The sequence below is a fragment of the Bradyrhizobium sp. AUGA SZCCT0158 genome, assembly GCF_018130065.1.
Lineage (GTDB): Bacteria > Pseudomonadota > Alphaproteobacteria > Rhizobiales > Xanthobacteraceae > Bradyrhizobium.
Map to the genome: position 1 here is coordinate 85,002 of NZ_JAFCME010000015.1, position 21,405 is coordinate 106,406.

Annotated in this window: 28 protein-coding genes; 13 read left to right on the plus strand and 15 right to left on the minus strand. The window is 61.5% G+C overall.

Annotated elements, in window-relative coordinates; all coding sequences use genetic code 11:
- The first annotated feature begins 164 nt into the window (after positions 1-164).
- Both JQ574_RS21645 and JQ574_RS21650 read left to right on the plus strand, forming a co-directional pair.
- Positions 165-932: an SDR family NAD(P)-dependent oxidoreductase gene (locus tag JQ574_RS21645; protein ID WP_212206577.1), complete on the plus strand. Its 768-nt coding sequence runs from the start codon at positions 165-167 to the stop codon at positions 930-932.
- A 119-nt stretch (positions 933-1,051) separates the two neighbouring features.
- The gene (locus tag JQ574_RS21650; RefSeq protein ID WP_212206576.1) at positions 1,052-2,224 is read left to right on the plus strand and encodes a cytochrome P450; all 1,173 of its coding nucleotides are present in this window, start codon (positions 1,052-1,054) and stop codon (positions 2,222-2,224) included.
- A gap of 43 nt (positions 2,225-2,267) precedes the next feature.
- On the opposite strand, the gene JQ574_RS21655 is transcribed toward JQ574_RS21650, so the two are convergent.
- Entirely contained in the window at positions 2,268-3,695 is a 1,428-nt protein-coding gene (locus JQ574_RS21655) for a toll/interleukin-1 receptor domain-containing protein (protein WP_212206574.1), read from the minus strand.
- A 556-nt stretch (positions 3,696-4,251) separates the two neighbouring features.
- On the opposite strand from JQ574_RS21655, the gene JQ574_RS21660 reads away from it, so the two are divergent.
- Entirely contained in the window at positions 4,252-4,758 is a 507-nt protein-coding gene (locus tag JQ574_RS21660) for a collagen-like protein (protein ID WP_212206573.1), read from the plus strand.
- Between the two features lie 149 nt (positions 4,759-4,907).
- On the opposite strand, the gene JQ574_RS21665 is transcribed toward JQ574_RS21660, so the two are convergent.
- Positions 4,908-5,129 carry a hypothetical protein gene (locus JQ574_RS21665; protein ID WP_212277134.1) on the minus strand — a complete coding sequence of 74 codons (222 nt, stop codon included), beginning with the start codon at positions 5,127-5,129 and terminating at the stop codon, positions 4,908-4,910.
- Positions 5,130-5,271: 142 nt separating this feature from the next.
- Positions 5,272-5,538: a DUF2277 domain-containing protein gene (locus tag JQ574_RS21670; RefSeq protein WP_211997302.1), complete on the minus strand. Its 267-nt coding sequence runs from the start codon at positions 5,536-5,538 to the stop codon at positions 5,272-5,274.
- Positions 5,539-5,671: 133 nt separating this feature from the next.
- Between JQ574_RS21670 and JQ574_RS21675 the strand changes: the two genes are divergently transcribed.
- The 4 genes from JQ574_RS21675 (at position 5,672) to JQ574_RS21690 (ending at position 7,731) form a co-directional block, all read left to right on the plus strand.
- Positions 5,672-5,917 (plus strand): DUF2188 domain-containing protein, encoded by a 246-nt coding sequence (locus tag JQ574_RS21675; RefSeq protein WP_192740030.1) that lies wholly within the window; start codon positions 5,672-5,674, stop codon positions 5,915-5,917.
- A gap of 77 nt (positions 5,918-5,994) precedes the next feature.
- Positions 5,995-6,414, plus strand: coding sequence for a hypothetical protein (locus JQ574_RS21680; RefSeq protein WP_212206569.1), 420 nt, complete (start codon positions 5,995-5,997; stop codon positions 6,412-6,414).
- 5 nt (positions 6,415-6,419) lie between these two features.
- Complete coding sequence (locus JQ574_RS21685; RefSeq protein WP_212206566.1) at positions 6,420-6,608, plus strand: hypothetical protein; 189 nt, start codon at positions 6,420-6,422, stop codon at positions 6,606-6,608.
- Positions 6,609-6,672: 64 nt separating this feature from the next.
- Complete coding sequence (locus JQ574_RS21690; protein ID WP_212206565.1) at positions 6,673-7,731, plus strand: alpha/beta fold hydrolase; 1,059 nt, start codon at positions 6,673-6,675, stop codon at positions 7,729-7,731.
- A gap of 58 nt (positions 7,732-7,789) precedes the next feature.
- Here JQ574_RS21690 and JQ574_RS21695 read toward each other — a convergent pair whose 3' ends face one another.
- On the minus strand, positions 7,790-8,041 hold the full coding sequence (locus tag JQ574_RS21695) for a hypothetical protein (protein WP_212206563.1): 252 nt from the start codon (positions 8,039-8,041) through the stop codon (positions 7,790-7,792).
- 50 nt (positions 8,042-8,091) lie between these two features.
- Complete coding sequence (locus JQ574_RS21700; protein ID WP_212206561.1) at positions 8,092-9,522, minus strand: S8 family serine peptidase; 1,431 nt, start codon at positions 9,520-9,522, stop codon at positions 8,092-8,094.
- A gap of 153 nt (positions 9,523-9,675) precedes the next feature.
- Here JQ574_RS21700 and JQ574_RS21705 point away from each other — a divergent pair, with 153 nt between their 5' ends.
- Positions 9,676-10,020: an MmcQ/YjbR family DNA-binding protein gene (locus JQ574_RS21705; protein ID WP_212206553.1), complete on the plus strand. Its 345-nt coding sequence runs from the start codon at positions 9,676-9,678 to the stop codon at positions 10,018-10,020.
- 33 nt (positions 10,021-10,053) lie between these two features.
- On the opposite strand, the gene JQ574_RS21710 is transcribed toward JQ574_RS21705, so the two are convergent.
- Positions 10,054-10,725 (minus strand): hypothetical protein, encoded by a 672-nt coding sequence (locus JQ574_RS21710; protein ID WP_212206551.1) that lies wholly within the window; start codon positions 10,723-10,725, stop codon positions 10,054-10,056.
- A 479-nt stretch (positions 10,726-11,204) separates the two neighbouring features.
- On the opposite strand from JQ574_RS21710, the gene JQ574_RS21715 reads away from it, so the two are divergent.
- Positions 11,205-11,810 (plus strand): pyridoxamine 5'-phosphate oxidase family protein, encoded by a 606-nt coding sequence (locus JQ574_RS21715; RefSeq protein ID WP_212206549.1) that lies wholly within the window; start codon positions 11,205-11,207, stop codon positions 11,808-11,810.
- 31 nt (positions 11,811-11,841) lie between these two features.
- On the opposite strand, the gene JQ574_RS21720 is transcribed toward JQ574_RS21715, so the two are convergent.
- The 4 genes from JQ574_RS21720 to JQ574_RS21735 form a co-directional block, all read right to left on the minus strand.
- The gene (locus JQ574_RS21720) at positions 11,842-12,228 is read right to left on the minus strand and encodes a hypothetical protein (protein WP_212206547.1); all 387 of its coding nucleotides are present in this window, start codon (positions 12,226-12,228) and stop codon (positions 11,842-11,844) included.
- 11 nt (positions 12,229-12,239) lie between these two features.
- Positions 12,240-12,725: a bacterioferritin gene (gene bfr, locus JQ574_RS21725; RefSeq protein WP_192740037.1), complete on the minus strand. Its 486-nt coding sequence runs from the start codon at positions 12,723-12,725 to the stop codon at positions 12,240-12,242.
- Positions 12,726-12,862: 137 nt separating this feature from the next.
- Entirely contained in the window at positions 12,863-13,123 is a 261-nt protein-coding gene (locus JQ574_RS21730; protein ID WP_212206892.1) for a bacterioferritin-associated ferredoxin, read from the minus strand.
- 181 nt (positions 13,124-13,304) lie between these two features.
- Positions 13,305-13,931, minus strand: coding sequence for a hypothetical protein (locus JQ574_RS21735; protein WP_212206545.1), 627 nt, complete (start codon positions 13,929-13,931; stop codon positions 13,305-13,307).
- On the opposite strand from JQ574_RS21735, the gene JQ574_RS21740 reads away from it, so the two are divergent.
- Together JQ574_RS21740 and JQ574_RS21745 are read left to right on the plus strand one after the other, a co-directional pair.
- Positions 13,897-14,217 carry a hypothetical protein gene (locus JQ574_RS21740; RefSeq protein ID WP_212206543.1) on the plus strand — a complete coding sequence of 107 codons (321 nt, stop codon included), beginning with the start codon at positions 13,897-13,899 and terminating at the stop codon, positions 14,215-14,217. The genes JQ574_RS21735 and JQ574_RS21740 overlap by 35 nt on opposite strands.
- A gap of 238 nt (positions 14,218-14,455) precedes the next feature.
- A complete protein-coding gene (locus JQ574_RS21745) occupies positions 14,456-14,737 on the plus strand; it encodes a hypothetical protein (RefSeq protein ID WP_212206534.1) in 282 nt (93 codons plus the stop codon).
- 219 nt (positions 14,738-14,956) lie between these two features.
- Here the strand turns inward: JQ574_RS21745 and JQ574_RS21750 are convergent, their stop codons facing one another.
- The 4 genes from JQ574_RS21750 to ettA form a co-directional block, all read right to left on the minus strand.
- A complete protein-coding gene (locus tag JQ574_RS21750) occupies positions 14,957-16,174 on the minus strand; it encodes a lytic murein transglycosylase (protein ID WP_212206883.1) in 1,218 nt (405 codons plus the stop codon).
- A gap of 29 nt (positions 16,175-16,203) precedes the next feature.
- The gene (locus JQ574_RS21755) at positions 16,204-16,404 is read right to left on the minus strand and encodes a hypothetical protein (RefSeq protein WP_212206532.1); all 201 of its coding nucleotides are present in this window, start codon (positions 16,402-16,404) and stop codon (positions 16,204-16,206) included.
- Positions 16,405-16,474: 70 nt separating this feature from the next.
- The gene (locus tag JQ574_RS21760) at positions 16,475-17,065 is read right to left on the minus strand and encodes a TIGR00645 family protein (protein ID WP_212206530.1); all 591 of its coding nucleotides are present in this window, start codon (positions 17,063-17,065) and stop codon (positions 16,475-16,477) included.
- Positions 17,066-17,221: 156 nt separating this feature from the next.
- Positions 17,222-18,871, minus strand: coding sequence for an energy-dependent translational throttle protein EttA (gene ettA / locus JQ574_RS21765; RefSeq protein WP_212383827.1), 1,650 nt, complete (start codon positions 18,869-18,871; stop codon positions 17,222-17,224).
- A gap of 262 nt (positions 18,872-19,133) precedes the next feature.
- Here ettA and JQ574_RS21770 point away from each other — a divergent pair, with 262 nt between their 5' ends.
- Complete coding sequence (locus JQ574_RS21770) at positions 19,134-19,325, plus strand: hypothetical protein (RefSeq protein WP_212206526.1); 192 nt, start codon at positions 19,134-19,136, stop codon at positions 19,323-19,325.
- 126 nt (positions 19,326-19,451) lie between these two features.
- Entirely contained in the window at positions 19,452-20,411 is a 960-nt protein-coding gene (locus tag JQ574_RS21775; RefSeq protein WP_212206524.1) for a D-2-hydroxyacid dehydrogenase family protein, read from the plus strand.
- 15 nt (positions 20,412-20,426) lie between these two features.
- On the opposite strand, the gene JQ574_RS21780 is transcribed toward JQ574_RS21775, so the two are convergent.
- Positions 20,427-21,392 (minus strand): NAD(P)-dependent oxidoreductase, encoded by a 966-nt coding sequence (locus JQ574_RS21780; protein WP_212383829.1) that lies wholly within the window; start codon positions 21,390-21,392, stop codon positions 20,427-20,429.
- Positions 21,393-21,405 lie beyond the last annotated feature (13 nt).

Sequence of the window (21,405 nt, forward strand, 5' to 3'; positions counted from 1 at the left end):
CAAATCGAAAAAGGCCGGTGGGTGATATCCGCCGGCCTTGCCGTTTCGCCACACGCTTCGCACACACCTGCCCCGCGCATGACGGCAGCCTGCGGGGGCTGACGGCCCGCAATCCGCATCCTAATATGGCCTCACACAAAAACAGAACCGTTGAGGAAACACCCATGCCCCTGCTGCAAAATCACATCGCTGTCATCACCGGCGCAGGCTCCGGCATCGGGCGCGCGATCGCGAAAGGCTACGCCAGCGAGGGCGCGCGCGTGGTGCTGCTCGACATGAACGAGCAGGCCGCGGCCAGCGTCGCCGGTGAAATCCGCGACGCCGGCGGCAAGGCGGAGAGCTTCCTGCTCGACGTCACCAGGCGCGAGGACTGCGTCGCGATCGCCAGGCGCGTCGCCGATAAAGTTGGCCAGGTCTCGATTTTGGTCAACAATGCCGGCATTGCCCGCCGCAACGGCATGCTGGGCGCAGCCGAAGCCGTGATCAATGATTGGGAAGACATCATCGCGATCAACCTCACCGGCGTCTTCAACGTGACGCATGCCTTCCTCGAACCGCTGCGATCAGCCAAGGGACGCATCGTCAATATCGGCTCGATCCAGTCGTTCGTGCATCTGAAGACGCCGAGTTCGCCGGCCTACACCGCCTCCAAGCACGGCGTGCTCGGCTTCACCAAGGCGCTCGCCGCCGAACTCGGCAAGGACGGCGTCCGCGTCAACGCGATCGGCCCGGGCTTCATCGAGACGCCGCTGAACGAAAAGGTGCGCGCCAGCAATCCGGCGCTGGTGAAAGTGTTCGTCGACCACACCCCGCTCGGCCGCGCCGGCACCGCCGAAGACATTGTCGGGCCCGCGGTCTTCCTGGCGTCCGATCTGTCTGCCTATGTCTCGGGGTCGATCGTGATGGTGGATGGCGGCTACCGGACGGTCTGAGCCGACGGGACCCGATATTTGGTGCGGGAACCCCAGAAAAACGGATTGCCGGGTCGGGCCCGGCAATGACATATTTGCCTAGGCAACTAGTTCGCTCTCCCACCCCACGGCAACTGATCATGTCCAACGCCCCGCATTTCGAGATCGACGTATCCACGTTCTGGGCCGATCCCTATCCGGCCCTGGCTCGGATGCGGAAGGAGGCGCCGATCGCTTTCGTGCCGCAGCTGGGCTCGACCGTCTTCACCCGGCGCGACGACATCTTCACCCAGGAAAAACGCATCGACGTGTTCTCCTCGCACCAGCCGGCGGGGCTGATGAACGTGCTGATGGGCCACAACATGATGCGCAAGGATGGCGACGCGCATATGTCGGAACGCGCGGCGATGTTTCCGGCGGTGTCGCCGCGCACCGTGCGCGACACCTGGGTGCGCCAGTTCCAGGCCCATGCCGACCGCATCCTCGACGAGCTCGTGCCGCAGGGCAAAGCCGACCTGTGCAAGGCACTGGCGCTGCCGCTGTCGGCCGAATGCCTGAAGGACATCACCGGGCTGACAAACATGCGCTACCAGGACATGGACGCCTGGTCGCAGGCGATGATCGACGGCATCGCCAATTACACCGGCAACAAGGAAGTCGAGGCGCGCTGCCATGCCGCCACCGCTGGCATCGATGCCGCGATCGACGACATGATCCCGGTGGTGGAGAAACATCCCAACACCTCGATCCTCAGCGTGCTGCTGGCCTCGGGCCAGAACATGGAAAGCATCCGCGCCAACATCAAGCTGGCGATCTCGGGGGGCCAGAACGAGCCGCGCGACGCCATCGCCGGCTCTGTCTGGGCGCTGCTGACGCATCCCGAACAGCTGGCGCTGGTCCAGGGCGGCAAGGCAAAATGGCTGGACGTGTTCGAGGAATATGCGCGCTGGATCGCGCCGATCGGCATGTCGCCGCGCCGCGTTGCGAAACCGTGGTCGTATGGCGGCGTCGATTTCGAGCCGGAGGATCGCGTGTTCTTCATGTTCGGCTCCGCCAACCGTGACGAATCCTGTTTCGGCGACCCTGATCGATTCGACATCACCCGCAACACGTCGAAGAGCATCGCCTTCGGCGCCGGCCCGCATTATTGCGCCGGCGCCTTTGCCTCGCGCGCGATGGTCGCGGATGTCGCGCTGCCCGGCATTTTTGCACGGCTCAAGGGTCTGCAGCTCGACGGAAGCGAGCCGGTGCGGATCGGCGGCTGGGCGTTTCGTGGTCTGCTCAATCTGCCCGTCAAGTGGGACGCGAGCTAGAGGGCAGCGTTAACTTTCGCCATTTGAATCCGGGCGGCGCCAGTCAAATCGGCAAGTCAATGCCCGTACTGATCCAATCCTTTAGTAGCGGACTGTCGCGACGGTCAAGGAACTTTCCGAAGTCAATCCGCTTCGGCTTGCTCTCTTCCAACTTCCTCTCGATGATACCGGTCGCGTATTGCCAGTACTCCTCACCATACCCTGGATTGGATTCAACGAGGGATTTCGCGAGAATTTCTACGTAAATCGCACCGATCGCCCTCCTCCAAAACTCTGACGCTTTTGAATAGTCCGTCAGCGCGCCCGGCCGGCCATACCACATGATCCAGTAGTCCTCTTCTGCGGCAGCCCAACCTTCAGGTGACAGCGTCAGATCAAGGCAGGGCGACCTGCACACCAACGGCTCCTTCATCTCCTTATCGAAGAAGAAGTAGCAGCCCAGCTTGTGATACCAGGAGACCCGCAGGAATTTTCGCACCTCATCCCGATCTTGCTGCAGCGCGACCTGCCGCGCTCCTGTGCGCTTGAGATCGGAGACGATTCCTTCAACTCGCTCTCTGCTGAACTTCTCGACCTCGAAAACCATCCCTTTGTACGTCGGAAACAACTCCTGGAGAATTACCATGATCTCGGAAAAAAAATTGCCGGCAATATTGCCGCCGCGCCAGCACTCCTGCACGCCAATATAATTTCCGTAGATCAATTCGCTGGAAAAGTCATAGGTGAAAAACCCCAAACCGACGGCCCGATCGGCGAGCTTCAATATGAAGTAGCGGGAGTCGAGCGTGTAAGAGATTTCCTTGCCATTCGATATGACAAAACTCCGCCGCACTCCGATATCGCCGTGCAGCGTCCATCGGATAATGTCCTGGGGATCATCCCTTTCGATTGCCGGAAACAGATCTTCATAGAGATCGAAGACTCCGGAATCATAAAATGTCTGATGGTCCCAAAAATCCAGTCGGGTGACCCAAATCGACGGCCTCAGAAATGCAATCAGCCTCTCGTCACTGTCGACCTGCGGATTTGCATATTTGTCGACGCCCCGCACGTCGCCGAGATTGAAAGCCGTCTCGCCGGGTTCACCCGTTTCGAAATCACGCACGGGAAACTGCCGCGGTCGGACGCTGGCTTTTCTCCATTCCGCATCCTTGGCATAAATCGGAATAATGATGGGCCGGTAGTTCTTGCGTTGTTTTTGCAGAGCGACCGCCAGGCCAAGCTCTCTCTGAACCCAAGGCGAGTTCAGCGAATGCTCACTGACCACCAGAAAAAAGAAGTGACACTTTGAAATCCTGTCCCGGACCACATCTTGAACCTGGCTACCCAATTGAAGATCTTCGCCATACTGGAATACGGAGAATCCGGCCTCCTCAAGGACGCGCTCGTAACTTTCGGCCTCGTTGTAGTCCTTGGAGCTATGCGAAATGAACGATGAGATGTATCGCTGGGCGCTGCCTAAGAAACGCAAATTGACCTCCTAATCCGAGAGCAAAATTCCTGTGCTAAAATCTCTTTCGGTAGAACTATCCAAGTGATACTACCTTCAGGCATAGCGTGAGACAACTCGATATCGCGACGCTGGTCGTCTGGCCGCAAACCACGATGCTCCAGCGCTCGAACCGCATGCTGATGATTCTGCGCATAAGCGCGGTTGCGTATCTGCCTGTGATCTGGGTCACGTAGGCAACGAGAGACCTCCCTGTTCGGGCCGAAAAATCGAACTGATATCGACAAGCTGACGACCAATCTCCACACACGCCAACAATGGAGAACGACAATGCTTGCTGAAATCTTTTTGCTGCGCCTGGAAGCCAAGTTGCGCTCGAACCAACAAACCACGCCAGTGAGGAATCCTCGCTTCGTACCGATCGTGCTGCGTTCGTAACCGAACCGTCATCGGGGGCTCGCCAACGGTGACGCCTCCAAGACAATTTCGTTGATGTTGATCAAGATCGACAACTCAATTGAAGTCGTCATCAAACGTCTGATAAGAAGCCCTTCGGAATCATATTCGGAGCGTGCACGTGGCGGACGAAGCAGGTCCCCGGCAGGGACGACAGGGACCACAGGGTCCGCGCGGCGAACCCGGACGTCCCGGGCCGCAGGGGCATCCCGGACCGCCCGGCCTGGAAGGCCCGCGCGGCAAGCCTGGCGCGGACGGCAAGGCCGGCGCGCAGGGTAAAGCCGGACCGCAAGGCAAGCGCGGCGAGACTGGCCCGCAGGGTAAAGCCGGCGCGCAGGGTCCGGCAGGCCCCCGCGGCGGACCCGGACCGCCCGGCCAGCTGCCCTCGATCGAGCAGGTGATGCCGTGGCTGCATCTGATTTTCGATGCCTGGGAAGATCACCGGAAAATGCGCGAGCGCGAGGCGGCGGAACGCGAAGCCGCAGCACTCGCGGACGCCGAACGGGAAGCCGCCGAGCGAGAGGCGCTCGAGACGGCCCTGCACGGTGATGATGGCGACGCTGATGATGACGACGATCGCCACAAGGACAAGAAAAAGCACAAGCGCAAACACAAGGACAGGAAGTAAGCGCGCCGCTCAGCGCCGCGGACAAACAGGCCCGCGAGCGTCGCCTACCATTCGCCCAAAGGGATCGTGGGATCGACCTGGCTACACAGCCAGGCCGTCGCCAGTCCGGTGAAAAACGTCAGCAACGCCCGGCCCAACAAACACGCGATTCAATGTGCGGCGCTGGGCCCGGCGCCAATATCCGGCAGCAGGCGCATCAGCCGGAAGCACCAGCGCATGACGCGATACCAGAGAAAACCCGCAATGGAGCCCGAGATCGCGAGAATGGTGATGATGGCGGGCTCGTAGCTTCCGCCCACCCACAGCATCCAGCCGGACCACAGCACGGTGAAAGCGATGGCGCTCAGTTTCAGGGGAATCGTCGGCTTCATGACACCCTCCACGGCAATCGGATGGTGCCAACCTATGCCCGGGCGACCGGCCGCACTGTGAGCTACGTCACGTGGGCTACCCGGGAAAACGCGATCAGGAACGGCCTCCAATTCAATTGCCGGGCGGCGAACGCAGCCTGTCTTATCCGAATCTCGCCCGCGAACGCTCCCGTGCCTTCTCGGCCTCGACCTCGCGGTCGCGGGCCGGCGCGTTGGTCTGCAGCGACGCCAGCAGGCGGCGGGCGCTGTCGGAAACCTCGGAGACCGCGCGGTTGAAGGCCTCCGCATTGGCCTGCGACGGCGAGTTGAACCCGGAAAGCTTGCGCACGAATTGCAGCGCCGAAGCATGGATTTCCGCATGCGTCGCCGGCGGCTCGAAATTGAACAGGGTCTTGATGTTGCGGCACATGGTTCTCTCCTCGGGGATGCAGGCTGGCCATTCCAAGGACGAACGGCCGATGCAAAATCCGACAGTTTCGACTATTCTGTCATAGATTGAGCGGCGCGTTCACCCTCTCGGCAATGGCAATAGCGAGTTCCCGATGAGCCACGTGACCTACAAGATCGTCGAGCATGACGGCGGCTGGGCCTATACCGCCAATGGCGTTTTTTCCGAACCGTATCCGACCCACGCCGCGGCGCTCGCGGCCGCGCGGCGTGCGGCGGCCGAGCAGCGGGTGCCGGGGCGCACCGAGGTGATCGAATACGAAACCGCAGACGGCAAGTGGCAGACCGAGACCGCGGCCGGCAATGACCGGCCTGAGACCGATGTCGAGGACACCGCCTAGCCGCGAACGCACACAATCCGGTGAACGCGCAAGACAGAAACGGCGACCAACGGTCACGCGCCAGTGAAAGGCATCCGATGATCGTACGGTTCGGCCGCGGCCTAAGCATCCTGCTCGCATGGTTCATCCTGAGCCAAACCAGCCCGGCCCTTGTCTCCTCCGCCCTCGCCTGCGCTTGCTGCACCAATGAAGGTCAGCGCAACGTCGCCACCGTGGCGCTGGATTCCGGCAAGCAGCAGGAGATTGAAAGCCTGCGTTTCGGCAGCAAGGCGACCTTGTTCACGGGCGAAGGCGACGTCGAGGGCATTCAAGGCATTGCCACGCCCGCCGGCACCTGCAAGCTTTCGGCGCAATGGCGCGAGGACCGGCTCGTGCTTTCGTTCCGCGACGCCGCCGGCCGCACCGGCACATTATCGTTGGCGCGTCCCCCAACGATCTCGGTGTTCGAGGTCGACCCGCGCGACGGGCCCGACAGGGGCCAGGGACCGACGCTCTAAAAGGAATGGAAACTGTCAGCGCCCGCCTCCGGCAGCGGCGTCTTTCAGACCGGTATGCGAGGCAGCAAATCCTGACGCTGATCCTGCAGGGCGGCGGCAATTCCTGCACCTCCGGGGTCGACTTTACGCACTGGACGCTGGTGATGCAGGGTCCGAAAGCCAGTTACACGCTGTACGGCAATCTGGTGCGGTGAAACGCCCTTGTGATAGGCTCCTTAACAAGTGGCCCAAGAGAGCGCCGCATCAGGGGAGATCAGCATGAATTTTTTGCAAATCACGTTGACGGCCACACTCGCCTTGACCTCCTTCGCCGCATCTGCCGCAGATTATCCGGCGCCCAAACAGGGCGACTGGATCGCCAGGGATTTCAAATTCCACTCCGGCGAAACCATGGAGCTGCGGCTGCACTACACCACGATCGGCGAGCCGACCGGCCAGCCGGTGCTGGTGCTGCATGGATCGGGCGGCTCCGCCACCAACATGCTGACGCCGACCTTTGCCGGCGAATTGTTCGGCCCCGGCCAGCCGCTCGACGCGGCGAAGTACTACATCATCATCCCGGACGGGCTCGGCCACGGCAAATCGTCAAAGCCCTCCGACGGCATGAAGACGGCATTCCCGAAATACAATTATGAGGACATGGTCGACGCGCATTACCGCCTGCTCAAGGAAGGCCTCGGCGTGAAGCACCTGCGGCTGGTGATCGGTAATTCGATGGGCGGCATGCACACCTGGATCTGGGGCGGCAAATATCCGCAGTACATGGACGCGCTGGTGCCGATGGCCGCGCAGCCGACCGAAATGGCGGCGCGCAACTGGATGCTGCGGCGGATGATGCTGGAGACCATCCGGAACGATCCCGATTACAACCGGGGCAACTACATTACCCAGCCGCGCATGATGAAATACGCCATCGCAGCCTATGGCATCGCCACCGGCGGCGGCACGCTGGCCTATCAGATGCTGGCGCCGACGGGCGCGAAGGCGGACAAGATGGTGGACGATCGGCTGGCGCTGCCGATTACGGCCGATGCCAACGACTTCATCTATCAGTGGGAAGCCTCGCGCGACTACAATCCGTCCGCAGACCTCGACAAGATCGAAGCGACGCTGCTTGCGATCAACGCCGCCGACGATGAGCGCAATCCGCCGGAAACCGGCGTCACCGATGCCGCGATGAAACGCGTCAAGAACGGCCGCCTGTTCCTGATCCCGGCTTCGACCGAAACGCGCGGACACCTCACCACCGGCAACGCCGCATTCTACAAGAAGCAGTTGCAGGAGTTGCTGCAGGCCGCGCCGCAGCGGAACATGTGAGCCGGCGCACAAACCGGATCGCCCGATAGTGGCAGAGCCTATCCGGTAACAGCCGGGCTTACGCCTTGAGACTGCGCCCGGGGGAAGCCTCGACATATTCGATATCGCGGCCGAAACCGGTCAAAGCCGCCTTCACGGCTTTGACATCCTTGGCGTCGGCCTTTGCAACGGTGAAAATCGACGCGAGCTTCGGACGCTTCTGGCCGGGATACAAACTTTTCGCAACGAAACCCGCACGCTCAAGCGCGTCGACAATCTCCTGACGCCTGTCGTGGTCGACGGAATCGCTGAATTTGAACTGGACCGACATTCCCCTTAGTTGGGCCACTCCCATTGGCTAATCAAGGCGATTTCCGTTGGCTACGCCTTCTTTTTTGCTTTCTTCCTAGCCTTCTTTTTTGCTTTCTTCTTCGCACCCGCCTTCGCCAGCGCAGCCGCGAGATCAAGCAGGCCTGAACCGTATTCCTGCGTGAACTTCTTTGTCTTCATCCCGGCCACCTTCTTGGCCGTCGAGGTCAGCCGCTCCACCACGGCGTCGGCCGCGGCTTTCGACTTTGCGGTACGGCCATAAACCAGTGCGGCCGCGCCGGCCACATGTGGAGTCGCCATCGATGTGCCCGGCCAGGAGTCGTAGTCCGTGGTGTCCGCAAAGCTCGCCTTGACGCGCGGCACGGTGGACAGGATGTTGACGCCGGGCGCCACCAGCCCGATATGCGCGCCGGTGCAGGAGAACGACGCCCGCCTGTCGGTTTCGTCGACGGCGCCGACGGCAAGCGCGCCAGGGTAACCGGCCGGGAACTCCTTCGGATTACCCTTCTCGAACTCGTTGCCCATGGCAGCCACGACGACCACGCCGGCATCCGCCAACTCCTGGAAAATGGCGGCCTCCGCCCTGGAATTTTCGGTGCCACCGATGCTGAGGTTGACGACCTTGATGTCCGAATCGAGCGCGGCCGCCAATGCCTGGCTGTAATATTCGAAGTTGAAGTTCTGCTCGGCGCTTCCGGGCTTCGGATCGTCGAATATCTTCCAGCAATGCAACCGGCAATTGGCGACGCCGGCGACCCCGATCGAATTATTGACGATGGCGGCGATCGTGCCGCTGACATGCGTCCCGTGACCGAGAAAGTCCCGGGAGACGTTGCCGTCATGGTGATAGGCGTCGATCGCTTTCTTGAGGTCGGGATGCCCCTCGTCGAGGCCGCTGTCCAACACCGCGACATGGATCTTGCTGGCGTCGGGATGCGATCCGTCGAACCACCGGATCGCACGCAGTCCCCACTGGCGATTGACCATGGGATCCGCCTTGCTCAGCCAGCGGTTTGGAACGGGCTCGACCAGATCGATTGCTTTCGAGGCCCGCAGCCGCTTCAGCAGCGCGGTGGTGGCTTTCTTTTCCTTGACCTCCACGAGTTGAAATCCGGTCAGGGATTTTCTCGAATTGGTCGACGACCTGGCGAGAGCACCATGAACGGATGCGAGCGCCATGACTCCAGGCCGCGAAACCTCCGTCCCCCCGCCGGTAACAAAAAGCGGCTTCATCGACTGAAGACCGGCTTCGTTCCTGAGCATTTCGAGCGGGCCGGCAACTTCGTCCGGCATGGCACGCGCCGCCATGCGGGCGGTCGCCGTCGAGGCCAATGGGCTTGCCGCGACGTGTCTGACGGCAGATGTCTTGAAGCGGATAATGAACTGGCCCGCGACGTGGTTGCTCTGCGAGGAAGTGCGCAGTTCCGCATGTCGTCGTGATCTGCCAGCGGTTTCGACTTGCCTTGTACGTTGTGTTGCCATGGGCCAATTCCTTCAAATAGTAGGAATAAAATAATACCCGTTATAAGCGAAAATATCCTCCCGCGCTACTCCGAACAAGAGCCCGGGACCGGCAATGTCGACGGCACCGCGCAAGTGATGCTAAGGCAACGTTGTGCTGGATGTGAGCGCTCGATGTCGTCGCACCGCTTTCGCTTGATTGCACTTGGTCTGTCCGGAGTGATCGAAGGCTCGCACCAGGGCCACGCCGACTTCCGCGTCGGCAAACGCATCTTCGCTACGCTGGGCCATCCCGACGAAAACTGGGGCACGGTGAAGCTGACGTACGAGCAGCAATCGATGCTGGTAGAGGCGGAGCCCGAAATCTTCCGCCCGGTGCCGGGTGGATGGGGCAAACAGGGCTACACCAATGTTCGCCTGGCCAAGGCCAATGCGGCGACGCTAAAAAGCGCGCTGACAATGGCCTGGCAGAATGTTGCGCCGAAGGCATCCGCCAAGCGACGCGGGATGACGCAATAGCGATTGCTGCAATCATTCCTTTCCATTGCTGCATCATCCGTCGACCTGCCGGGGTATTCGAAACTCGGGACAACTACCCCATGGGACGTTGCGCGCGCGATTCTTGTCGGGGGTACCTTTCAGCCCGGCATGCAGAACGTTCACTTCCTGCAACTCGTATCGGCCGGTGGCAAAGTCATGAGAAAAGATCACGTCAATGGTTGTGTGCGACCATATCAGGCAAAGAACACACACAGGCGCGAAACGCACTTGCGCCAAGTAGTATGTGAAACGGACGCGCGAACCGGAGCGATCCCCTCGCGCATCCGGCACTTCCTGAGTCTGGACGTATTCTGCGCCCATGCTGCGCATAACGGCATGGCCTGAAGCCAGCAGCCGATTCATGGACGCGCCGGGCCCGGCAAGTTCTCTGACATGTGAGAGAAGCTGATCATTGATATTGCTGTTGAAGGTTGCTGTCGGGCCTCGAAAGCCATTGTCCGACGGCCAAAACACCCCATTCGACAGACCGGGCCATACTGTCCAGCGTTGCGCGCCGGCCCGAGACAGGATGCGCTCGTATTCAGCAACGCTAATCGAACCGACGCTGCATTTCTCCAGCCCGACGAGTTCGGTAAAGCTGAAAGCCCAGAGCAAGACGGGGAGCGCAAACAGCAATCCCACGGGTGAAAGCAATCCTATCGCAATCTTCGGGTTCGTGCTCAACGCGTTTCCAATCGTGAAGATTGACCGTAGAGCGGTTCCTTCCCCCGATCACGGGAGGTCAGGCCGGATATTAGGCAACTTGCTGCGCACAGCTCACCACGAATCTGCACGCACGGTCGATAGCACGTTCGTGCTGCGCTTATTTCAAGCCAGCAATCAGCTCGGCACGACGAATGAGCTAGCCTTGCCTCGCATCAAACTGTGTAAGGACGATCAGCCAGCAGTCCCGATTTCGCACCGCATCAATTCCACTTCACTATCGTGCCAGCGCCACGATCGCGGCAATCCGATCGCCGAAGCCGTGGTGCTTACGTGCTTCATCGTGGCAGCATCATCAGCTGTTTTGTGCCGGCGGACGCGGTGCAAGATATCGGCAGTCTCCGGGACCGTAGGACCATTCCAAAAGATAATGGGTGGTCGCCGGAATATCGCGATGGTACCTTCACGTTATCGCGCCGCATTCATTCAGGAGATACGCCTTGACCGACTTTGCCGCCAGCGACCTCGCCGCGATCTATCCTGCCCCCTCGCCGCGCGTGATCGCGAAGGCGCGGCCCGAGATCGACGTCCATGCCAAGAAATTCATCGGCATGTCGCCGTTCTGCGTGCTGGCCACGTCGGGCTCGGACGGCAGCGTCGACGCCTCGCCGCGCGGCGGCAATCCCGGCTTCATCCATGTCGCCGGACCGAACGCGCTGCTGATGCCGGACCGCTCCGGCAACAACCGGATCGACAGCTTTCGCAACATTGTCGAGGGAAGCGGCTTCGTGCAGCTGATCTTCTTCGTGCCCGGGATCGACGAGACGCTACGCGTCGGCGGCAAGGGCAAGGTATCGGCGGATCCCGAACTGATGGCGTCGATGGTGGAGTTCGGCAAGCCACCGCGCGCGGTGCTGCACATCGACGTGCACGAGGCCTATTTCCACTGCGGCAAAGCACTGATGCGCTCAAAGCTGTGGGCGGGCGATACGCGGGTGGAACGCGCCGTGATGCCCAGCATCGGCGAAGTCATTCACGACCAGACCGGCCTTGGCGAGCGGGAAAGCCAGGAAGTGATTTACGAGCGCTACAAGACGCAGCTGTAAGGGAAGGTCGAACCTGGTGCGGTTGCCGGGATCAGCGATCGGTCGCAGGGCTGCTTGCGCTACCGGCCAGGCGAAGTTGGGCCAGCCGCACTTCCCTGTCTGCAATCCATTGCTCTACTTTTTGAGCCTGGCTTGAGCCGAACTCGAATTCCCCCATCGGCGTGCCCGCATCGATCCATCGCCGGTTGCTGGCAGGCAAGAAGCAGACAAGCACGGCAATAGCCGCCGCCACGGCCACAGCGAGCGCGCCCATCACGAAATCGGCCCACAAGAGATAGCCAAGGAAAACGGCAAGCGCGGCGAGCATGAACATGCTGCCGCGCTTCATCACCCGCCCATTACGCTCGAGATGCGCATAATGCGATCTCAGCTCCGCCAGCTCTCGCTCGAGCCGGGCAATTTCCTCAGAGGGCGCCATCGCGCCTCCGCTCAGTGCTCGCTCTCGAGCCCGCCGACATGCTTCTGGGTGTAGAGCTCAAGCCCGATGCGCTTGATCAGGTCGAGCTGGGTCTCGAGGAAATCGATGTGATGCTCCTCGTCCTTCATCAGCTGCTCGAACAGGTCGCGTGAGACGTAATCTTTGACGCCGTGGCAGTGGGTAGCGGCTTCCTGGTAGAGCGCGCGCGCGGATATCTCGGAGGCCAGATCGCATTCGATGATTTCCAGGACATTCTGGCCGATCCGCAAGGGATCGAGAACCTGCAAGTTGGGAAAGCCGTCGAGGAACAGGATCCGGTCGGTGAACTTGTCGGCGTGTTCCATCTCCTCGATGGATTCCTTGCGCCAGACCTTGGCCATATTCAGCAGGCCCCAATTGTTCAGGAGCCGGTAATGCAGCCAGTACTGGCTGATCGCGGTAAGCTCGCTGCGCAGGCCCTTGTTGAGATAATCGATGACTTTTGGGTCGCCCTGCATTGGTGCACTCCGGGTTTTTGAGGCCAAATCGGCCCGAAACTGTATTTAGAACGTTTCTAAATCAGTTTGGAGGCAAGAGCAATGGTTCCCGCAAAAAAGCGGTGGGGAACCGAACTATCCAGCGGATTGGGAAGGTATCAGGAGGCGGCGAGCGCGAACTCGTGGGCCTGCTCCTCGGTCACGGCGTGACTATGCGGGCAGCCCGAACAGCAGGCCTTGGCGCAGGGACCCAGCGCTTCGTCGATGATGGCCTTGATGGTACGCGCGCAGCGACCGCACTCGGCGCTGCAGCCGAGGCATCCGTAGATCTGCTTCGGATTGCGCGGCAGGTCCGAAGCTGCACTGACGGCATTGCGGACATCATGGTCGCTGAGGACGTTGCAGGAACAGACAATCATGAAGTCGGCAGGCCCTTCGGTGATGCTCGTGATCATCGATATTGAAGGGCCGGCCCCGATGCAAAAGGAAAAACCGTACTTTCAAGCAATTCCAAACTGACGCCGGAGCAGTTTGGAACGAGTCTAAAAAGTCCTTGTCTAGCAGGCACAAATGGCAGATTTCCGAGGTAGCTCCGTAACGTCAATCGCTATCACTGCTCCCGTTGTCACTGTCGCTATCGCTGTCACTGTCGCTATCACCACCGCTGTCGTCTCCCCCGCTATCGTTGCTGCAGGAATCGCTCGACGAGCTGGAATTTTCAGACGGATTGGAACTGTCGGACGAACAATTCGAAGTGAAATTGTCGGTCGGGCTGGAATTGCTGGACGAGCAGTTCGAACTGGAATTGTCGCTGCTGAACAGGTTGGCGATACTCCAGCCAGCGCTGCCGCCGCCGCTGCTGGAACCAACGCTGTAATCATTGCGGTCGCGGTCGCTCGCCGAGATGCTGCGCCATACGCTGGTATACTGCGTCCGGGTCATCATCCAATAGCACATCGCTGACATGCTGCCGGCCGCGATCAGAAATGTTGTCACGTCGCTCATCCCGGAATCCTCTTCAAAAGCGGCTGGGAAACGGGCCTTTTGCGCCGCAATGAAGCCCAACCGCACGCCCCTTCGTCGCCAAATGAGGCGATCCCGTTCATTGATAATTTCAGCAAAATATGGAACTTTCCGCTGCGACGGACCGCTTTCCCCGCCGTCCTTTTGCTCCATCAGAAAGGTGAGGCCCATGAAGAAGACATTGATGGCGCTGACTGCCGTCACCGCTTTGGCTGTGTCCGCGGTAGTTGTTCCAGCTCCCGCCCATGCGCAGCGTGGCGTAGCGGCCGGCGTCGCAGCCGGATTGATCGGCGGCGCCATTGTCGGCGGCGCGATCGCCTCGCAGCACGGCTATTACGGTGGTCCGGGCTATTATGCGCCGGCCCCGGGCTATTACGGCGGCCCGGCCTATGTTGCCGAACCCGGCTACGGTCCGGACTGCATCTGGCAGAAGCAGCGCTTCTGGGACGGCTATGGCTGGCGAGTCCGCAGCGTCCGGGTTTGCGACTAAACACCCGTTCACATTCATTAAATCGCACGCAAAGTCCCGGAAAACCGATGGGTTCTCCGGGACTTTGCCGTTCCATGGCCAGAAAAAACCGCTTTTTTCGCCCATCAAACCTGCACGTTTACTTTCGGTTGACCGTTGTGCGCTTTTTTGACTGACGGCCAATTCGAGTACGGCGTGTGTGCCTAACCCTAAACCCGGCGTCGGCTGATCAGGCGCCACCTCCAGGAGAGCCCCCAACATGAAGAAGACATTTGCTGCCTTCGTCGCGGCCGCAACGATTGCCGGTTCGCTCGCTGCGGCACCCGCACCCGCGAACGCCCAGCGCGGCGTGGCAGCTGGCGTGGTCGGCGGCCTGATCGGCGGCGCGATCATCGGTGGCGCGATCGCCTCCAGCCGCCCCGCTTACGGCTACGGCGGGCCGGTCTATGTGGAAGACGCCCCCCCGGCCTGCCGCCTGGTTCGCGAGCGCTTCTGGGACGGCTACGGCTGGGCCTACCGCCGCGTCGAAGTCTGCCACTGATCTGACCGACCGGCGCGCCTGCGCGCCTTGCGAGTTCAAGCCCGGCCGGGATCCTCGGCCGGGTTTTTTCGTTTTGTTTCTTCCTCATCCCCGGACGAACGCACTTGCCTTCGCTCGGGAGGAGCGGTCGTCAGGCCGCGTCTCGAAGGATGCAGGCCGTCTGTGGCCTCATGGTTCGAGACGGCGCGTTGCGCCTCCTCACCATGAGGATAGACCGCGTCAGCGCGACGAGCTGATCGAACGCAGCACCGCTTCGCTCGGCCAGCAATCGACCTTCAATCCCGCGGATTTCTGATAGGCCCCCAGCGCCGCGCGGGTCTGCATGCCGGCCTTGCCGTCGAGCTTGTCCTTGTAGAGGCCGATCCGCGTCAGATGACGCTGCATGGCTTCGACGTCCTTGCTGCGCATTTGCGTCGATGCCGACCATGGCGTCGCGAACGGCAACGGGTTCGACATGCGGTCGGCGAGATGGCCGACGAACAGCACGTACAAATCAGAAAAGTTATATTCCTTGATCACGAAGTAGTTCTTGGTGGTCAGGAACGCCGGACCATAGATGCCTTCGGGCTGCAGCAGCGAGGCCGGCTGGGCCTGTTCGACCGCACTCAGCTTCGCGCCGCGCACCGGCACGAACCCTGCGCGCAGCCATTCGCCGATCGGCTTGCTCACCTCGGGCACGCCCATGGTGCAGTCGGCATTACCAGGCGCACGCACTTCATAGGCCCAGCGCAAGCCCGGCTGCCAGCCTTTGTTGACGAGTTGCTGGGCGGCGGAGGCGAGCGCGTCAGGTACCGAATTCCAGATGTCGATGCGGCCGTCGCCATCGAAATCGACACCATGCTTGTAATATTCGCCCGGCAGGAATTGCGTCAGGCCGGTGGCGCCGGCCCAGGACGAGCGCATGTCCTTGCGCGTCACCGCGCCCTCGCCGAGGATCTTCAGCGCCAGAATGAATTCGGCGCGGTACTGATCCTTGCGCCGGCCGATATAGGCCTGCGTCGCCACCACGCGCACGGTGTCGTAAGGCAATCGATGACGGCCATAATCGGTTTCGCGGCCCCAGATCGCGAGCACGACCGTCGCGGGCACGCCGAAGCGGCTCTCGATCTGGCTGAGCGCTGTGCGATGCTTTTGCATCAGCCTCTGCCCCTCCGCCGCCAGCCGCGCGATCGACGCCTCCTTCACGTAATCGGCCGGCACCTGCACGAACTCGGCCTGCGACGGCGCGCCCGTAGCGGGCCGTCCCGGCAGGATCAAATCGGGCAATTTGTAATCCGGCTCGAGGCCGCGGGTTTCGGCGTCAAACGTCGCCCGCGAAACGCCGGCGGCCTGCGCCTCCGGCCACAGGGAGGCGATGAACTGCGTGAAACCGGCATCCGCGGCGCGGGCTGGGCAAGGCGGCAGCAGAGCCACCAACAGGAGACCAATGGCAGGCAGCGAGCGTACCGCCAATCGAAATGCCTCGCTCACGCGTCGGTCAGGTCGAGACGCCGCTCGATACGCTCGATGCGCACGTCCATCCGGTCGAGCCGATTGGACATGTTGGCATACTGGTTCTCGAGATTGCCGACGCGATGCTTGATCTCGCGAATTTCATCGCGCACGTCATCGATCGCCCCACGAATATGGCGCAAATGCTCAAGCACGATGTTGTCCGTGTCAGCCATGGTGCAAGACTATCATAGCACCCCGTCATTGTGAACCACGACGCTGGGTCCTGACACCGCCCCACCGCCCCTAATGCGAGACGGCGTGTTTGGCATTCTCCGTGGAATCATTCGACAGCTTGTCGACATAGGCAATGCCGATCGCCGACAGAATGAAGACCGTATGGATGATGGTCTGCCACATCACGCCGGTTTCGGTGTAGACGCTCTTGCCCGAGGCCAATGCACCGGCCTCGATGAAAGTGCGCAACAGATGGATCGACGAGATGCCGATGATCGCCATCGCGAGCTTGATCTTGAGCACGCTGGCATTGACGTGGCTGAGCCATTCCGGCTGGTCGGGATGCCCTTGCAGATTGAGCCGGGAGACGAACGTCTCGTAGCCGCCGACGATGACCATCACCAGGAGGTTCGAAATCATCACCACGTCGATGAGGCCGAGGACCGCCAGCATGATCTGCTGCTCGCTGAAATCGAAGGCGTGGGCGAACAGGTGCCACAATTCCTTCAGAAACAGCACGACATAGACGCCCTGCGCGACGATCAGGCCGATATAAAGCGGCAATTGCAGCCAGCGCGAGCTGAAGATCAGCATCGGGATCGGACGTAATGCCTTCCTCTCAGCTGGGGGCGGCAAGGGCGTTTCCGGCGTCATGGACATGATCGGGGATCTCTCTGTGCGGGACTCAAGTGGGCAATCGCGGCCAATCTAATAGCCGGATATGGCACATTCCGGACGAGCGGAACTGAGCGGCCATTTGGCGCAGGCGGAGTAGCGCCTGCGACACGGCTTCGTCATCTCAACGCGAACCACAACTCAGCGCGTCAGCTTCTTGTACTTCACGCGATGCGGGATGATGGAATCCTGGCCCAGTCGACGCATCTTGTCCTTTTCGTAATCCTGGAAATTGCCTTCGAACCATTCGACATGGCTGTCGCCTTCGAAGGCCAGGATGTGGGTGGCGATACGGTCGAGGAACCAGCGATCATGGCTGATGATGACGGCGCAGCCGGCGAAATTCTCCAGCGCCTCTTCCAGCGCGCGCAGCGTGTCGACGTCGAGATCGTTGGTCGGTTCGTCAAGCAGCAGCAGGTTGGCGCCGGACTTGAGCATCTTGGCCAGGTGCACGCGGTTGCGCTCACCGCCCGACAGCGCGCCGACCTTCTTCTGCTGGTCGGCGCCCTTGAAGTTGAACGACGAGCAATAGCCGCGCGAGTTGACCTCACGCTTGCCCAGGAGGATCAGTTCATTGCCGCCGGAGATTTCCTCCCACACGTTCTTCTTGCCGTCGAGGTCGTCGCGCGACTGGTCGACGTAACCGAGATGCACGCTTTCACCGACGGTGATCGTGCCCTTGTCCGGGGTTTCCTGCTTGGTGATCATGCGGAACAGCGTGGTCTTGCCGGCGCCGTTGGGGCCGATCACGCCGACGATGCCGCCTGGCGGCAGCTTGAAGGTGAGATCGTCGATCAGCATGCGGTCGCCAAAGCCTTTGCTGAGGCCTTCGAAATCGACGACGTTCTGGCCGAGCCGCTCGGCCACCGGAATCGTGATCTGCGCGGTCTGGGTCTGCTTCTCGCTGGCCTGTTTCAACAGGTCCTCGTAACGCTGGTAACGCGCCTTGGACTTGGCCTGGCGCGCCTTGGGCGAGGATGCGATCCATTCCTGCTCGCGGGCCAGCGTCTTCTGATGCGCGACGTCTTCGCGGCCTTCCTGCTCGAGGCGCTTCTGCTTCTGCACCAGCCACGACGAATAATTGCCCTCGTAGGGAATGCCCTTGCCGCGATCGAGCTCGAGGATCCAGCTCGTGACGTTGTCGAGGAAGTAGCGGTCATGGGTCACGATCAGGATCGCGCCGGGATAGTTGCGCAAGTGGCCTTCCAGCCACGACACCGACTCGGCGTCGAGATGGTTGGTCGGTTCGTCCAGCAGCAGCAGGTCCGGCTGGTCGAGCAGCAGCTTGCATAGTGCGACGCGGCGGCGCTCGCCGCCTGACAGCTTGGTGACGTCGGCATCGTCGGGCGGGCAGCGCAGCGCGTCCATCGCCTGGTCGACCTTGCTGTCGAGATCCCAGAGGCCTGCGGCCTCGATCTCGTCCTGCAGCTTGGTCATCTCGTCGGCGGTCTCTTCCGAGTAGTTCATCGCCAGTTCGTTATAGCGATCGAGGATCGCCTTCTGCTTGGCGACGCCCAGCATGACGTTCTCGCGGACCGTCTTGGTCTCGTCGAGATGCGGCTCCTGCTCAAGGTAGCCGACCCGGGCGCCCTCGGCGACCCAGGCCTCGCCGTTATATTCCTTGTCGAGGCCGGCCATGATCCGCAGCAAGGTCGATTTGCCGGAACCGTTGACGCCGAGCACGCCGATCTTGGCGTCCGGGTAGAACGACAAATGAACGTTATCGAGTACCTTGCGGGTCGGGTAGCTCTTGGTCAGACCCTGCATGAAATAGACGAACTGGCGAGCCATCGCGATCCCTTGAAACCAGAGGATTTATGGAAATTTTGCTGCCGCTGATGTAGCGGCGCGGCCCCCAAAGGGCAACCGCGGGAACGCGTTTTCTGTTCGTTCACCACGGATGAATACGGGATGGTCACCATGTGCGCCCATGTGTGCGCCGGATCACGACAATTGAAACCAACTTTTAATAAATCAGGCCAAAAGTCGTTCAAGACGCCGAAAAACGGCGTCTCCGCGGCGAAACCGCGAATGGCAACCAGAGACCCTCGTCATGGCGACGACCAACTCAGCATCCCTTTCCACCCCGGCGCACGGCCACGGCCTTGCCAAGCCGCTCGCCGAACTCCGCAACTTCTGGCGCCAGTTCGTGGCCAAGGCCTTCAACACCTACCGTCCGGAACTGCACTATATGCGCGGCCCCGGCCCCGCCTGGCGCGCCAAGCACCTCGCCCGCTCGAACTGAGCTTCCCGGAATTTTGACCTGGCCCTGCTTTTAGGCCGCTTGCGCGCCTGTCGATTGCGCGCGACCATGGTTATCTCCCCTGACGGCCCGATTCCGCCGTCACCCTCGCCATGATCGGACTTTCCAATGACGCGGCTGCGCTGTGCAATCCTCGACGACTATCTCGATGTAGCCTTGAAGGTCGCGGACTGGTCCGAAATCGCCGACCGGGTCGATGTCACCGTCTTCAACCAGCCGTTTGCGAACGCGGAAACCGCCGCCAGTGCGCTGAAGGATTTCGAGATCATCTGCGCGATGCGCGAGCGCACGCCGTTTCCGCGCACGATGTTTGCGGCGCTGCCGAAACTGAAACTGCTGATCACCTCCGGCATGCGCAACGCCGCGATCGACATGGAAGCCGCCAAGGACCACGGCGTGCTGCTGTGCGGCACGCAATGGGGCCGCGATCCCACCGCGCCGCTGACCATGGGCCTGATCCTGGAATTGACCCGCAATATCGGCCGCGAAAACGCGCGCATGCATGCCGGCGAGCCGCTGCAGAAATTCGTCGGCATGGAGATCGAGGGTCGGACACTCGGCGTGATCGGCCTCGGCAAGCTCGGCACCAAAGTGTCAAAACTGGCGCAGGCCTTCGGTATGAACGTGATCGCCTGGAGCCCGAACCTGACGCCTGAGAAGTGCGCGGAAGCTGGCGTCGGCTACGCTACCAAGGAAGAGCTGTTCGCCACATCAGACATCGTCACCATCCATGTCGTGCTGGGCCCGCGCTCACGCGGGCTGGTCGGACGGGAAGATCTCGCCCGCATGAAGCCGACCGCCTACCTCGTCAACACGGCGCGAGGGCCGATCGTCGATGAAGGCGCGCTGCTGGAGGTGCTGACCGAGCGAAAGATCGCGGGCGCCGGCATCGACGTGTTCTCGGTCGAGCCGCTGCCGGTCGACCATCCGTTCCGCAAGCTCGACAACCTCGTGCTGACGCCGCATCTCGGCTACGTCACCGAGGACAGCTTTCGCAACCACTATCGCCAGATGGTCGAAGGCATCGACGGCTGGTTCAAGGGCGAAGCGCCAAGGAAGCTGGCCTGAGGCCGCAGGTCTCAGTCAGGCCGCCGCCTTCTCCGCCGCTTGCCTCGCGACCATTGCAAATCCGTTGCGCCAGGATGCATAGGCCGGCCGCCAGCCCAGTTCCTGCCGGGCCTTGGCGTTCGATCCTCCGCGCACCTTGGTCATCATCGAGACCATGTGCTCACCCGCCAGCAGCCGGCCGAGCCAGGCCGGTACGTGAAACGGCCGTTTGGCGCCGAGAATGCCTGACAGCGCGGGCGGCCAATCCCTGACTTGCGCCGGTTCGTCGTCGACGATGTTGTAGATGCTGCCGGGCCTGCCATGCTCGACGGCGGCTACCGTCGCGGAAGCCGCGTCCTCGACATGCACGAAAGACCACCAGCCGCCGCCGTCGCCGATCAGCGGCACGCGGCGATGGCGCAGCTGGCCGATCATGGCCGGCGACAGCATGCCGGTATCGGGTCCATAGAACGATCCATAGCGCAACACGATGCCTTCGGGCGCGACTGAGGCGGTCACGGCACGCTCCAGATGCTGGATCGCTTCGAGCGTAGGGCGCAACTCCTGCGGCGGATCAGGATCGAGTTCGTCGGCCTCGGTCTTGACCGGTCCGCCACCGCTGCCATAGGTCCAGCCGCAAAAGCTCTGGGCGATGAAACGCTTCGCGCCGGCATCGCGCGCGGCAACCAGCAGAAAATCGGTGCCGCGCGTCCGCAGCTGATTGGTGGCGCTGAAGGCGCGATCGAAACGGCGCAGATCCGTCACCGCGGCAAGATCGGTCATCTCGTCGATGACGACATCGGGCTTCGCCGACATCACGGCGGCATGAACGGCCGGTGCGTCGAGGCCGTCGGCGACAACCGGTTCAGCCCCCAGCCGTTTGATGGCCTCGGCCTTCGCCGCCGTCCGCGTCATGCCGGTGACGGAATGACCGGCCGCAACCAATGCAGGAACGAGTTCGCGGCCAACGGCGCCGGTGGCGCCCGCAACGAAAATTCGCATGCTGAGATCCTTC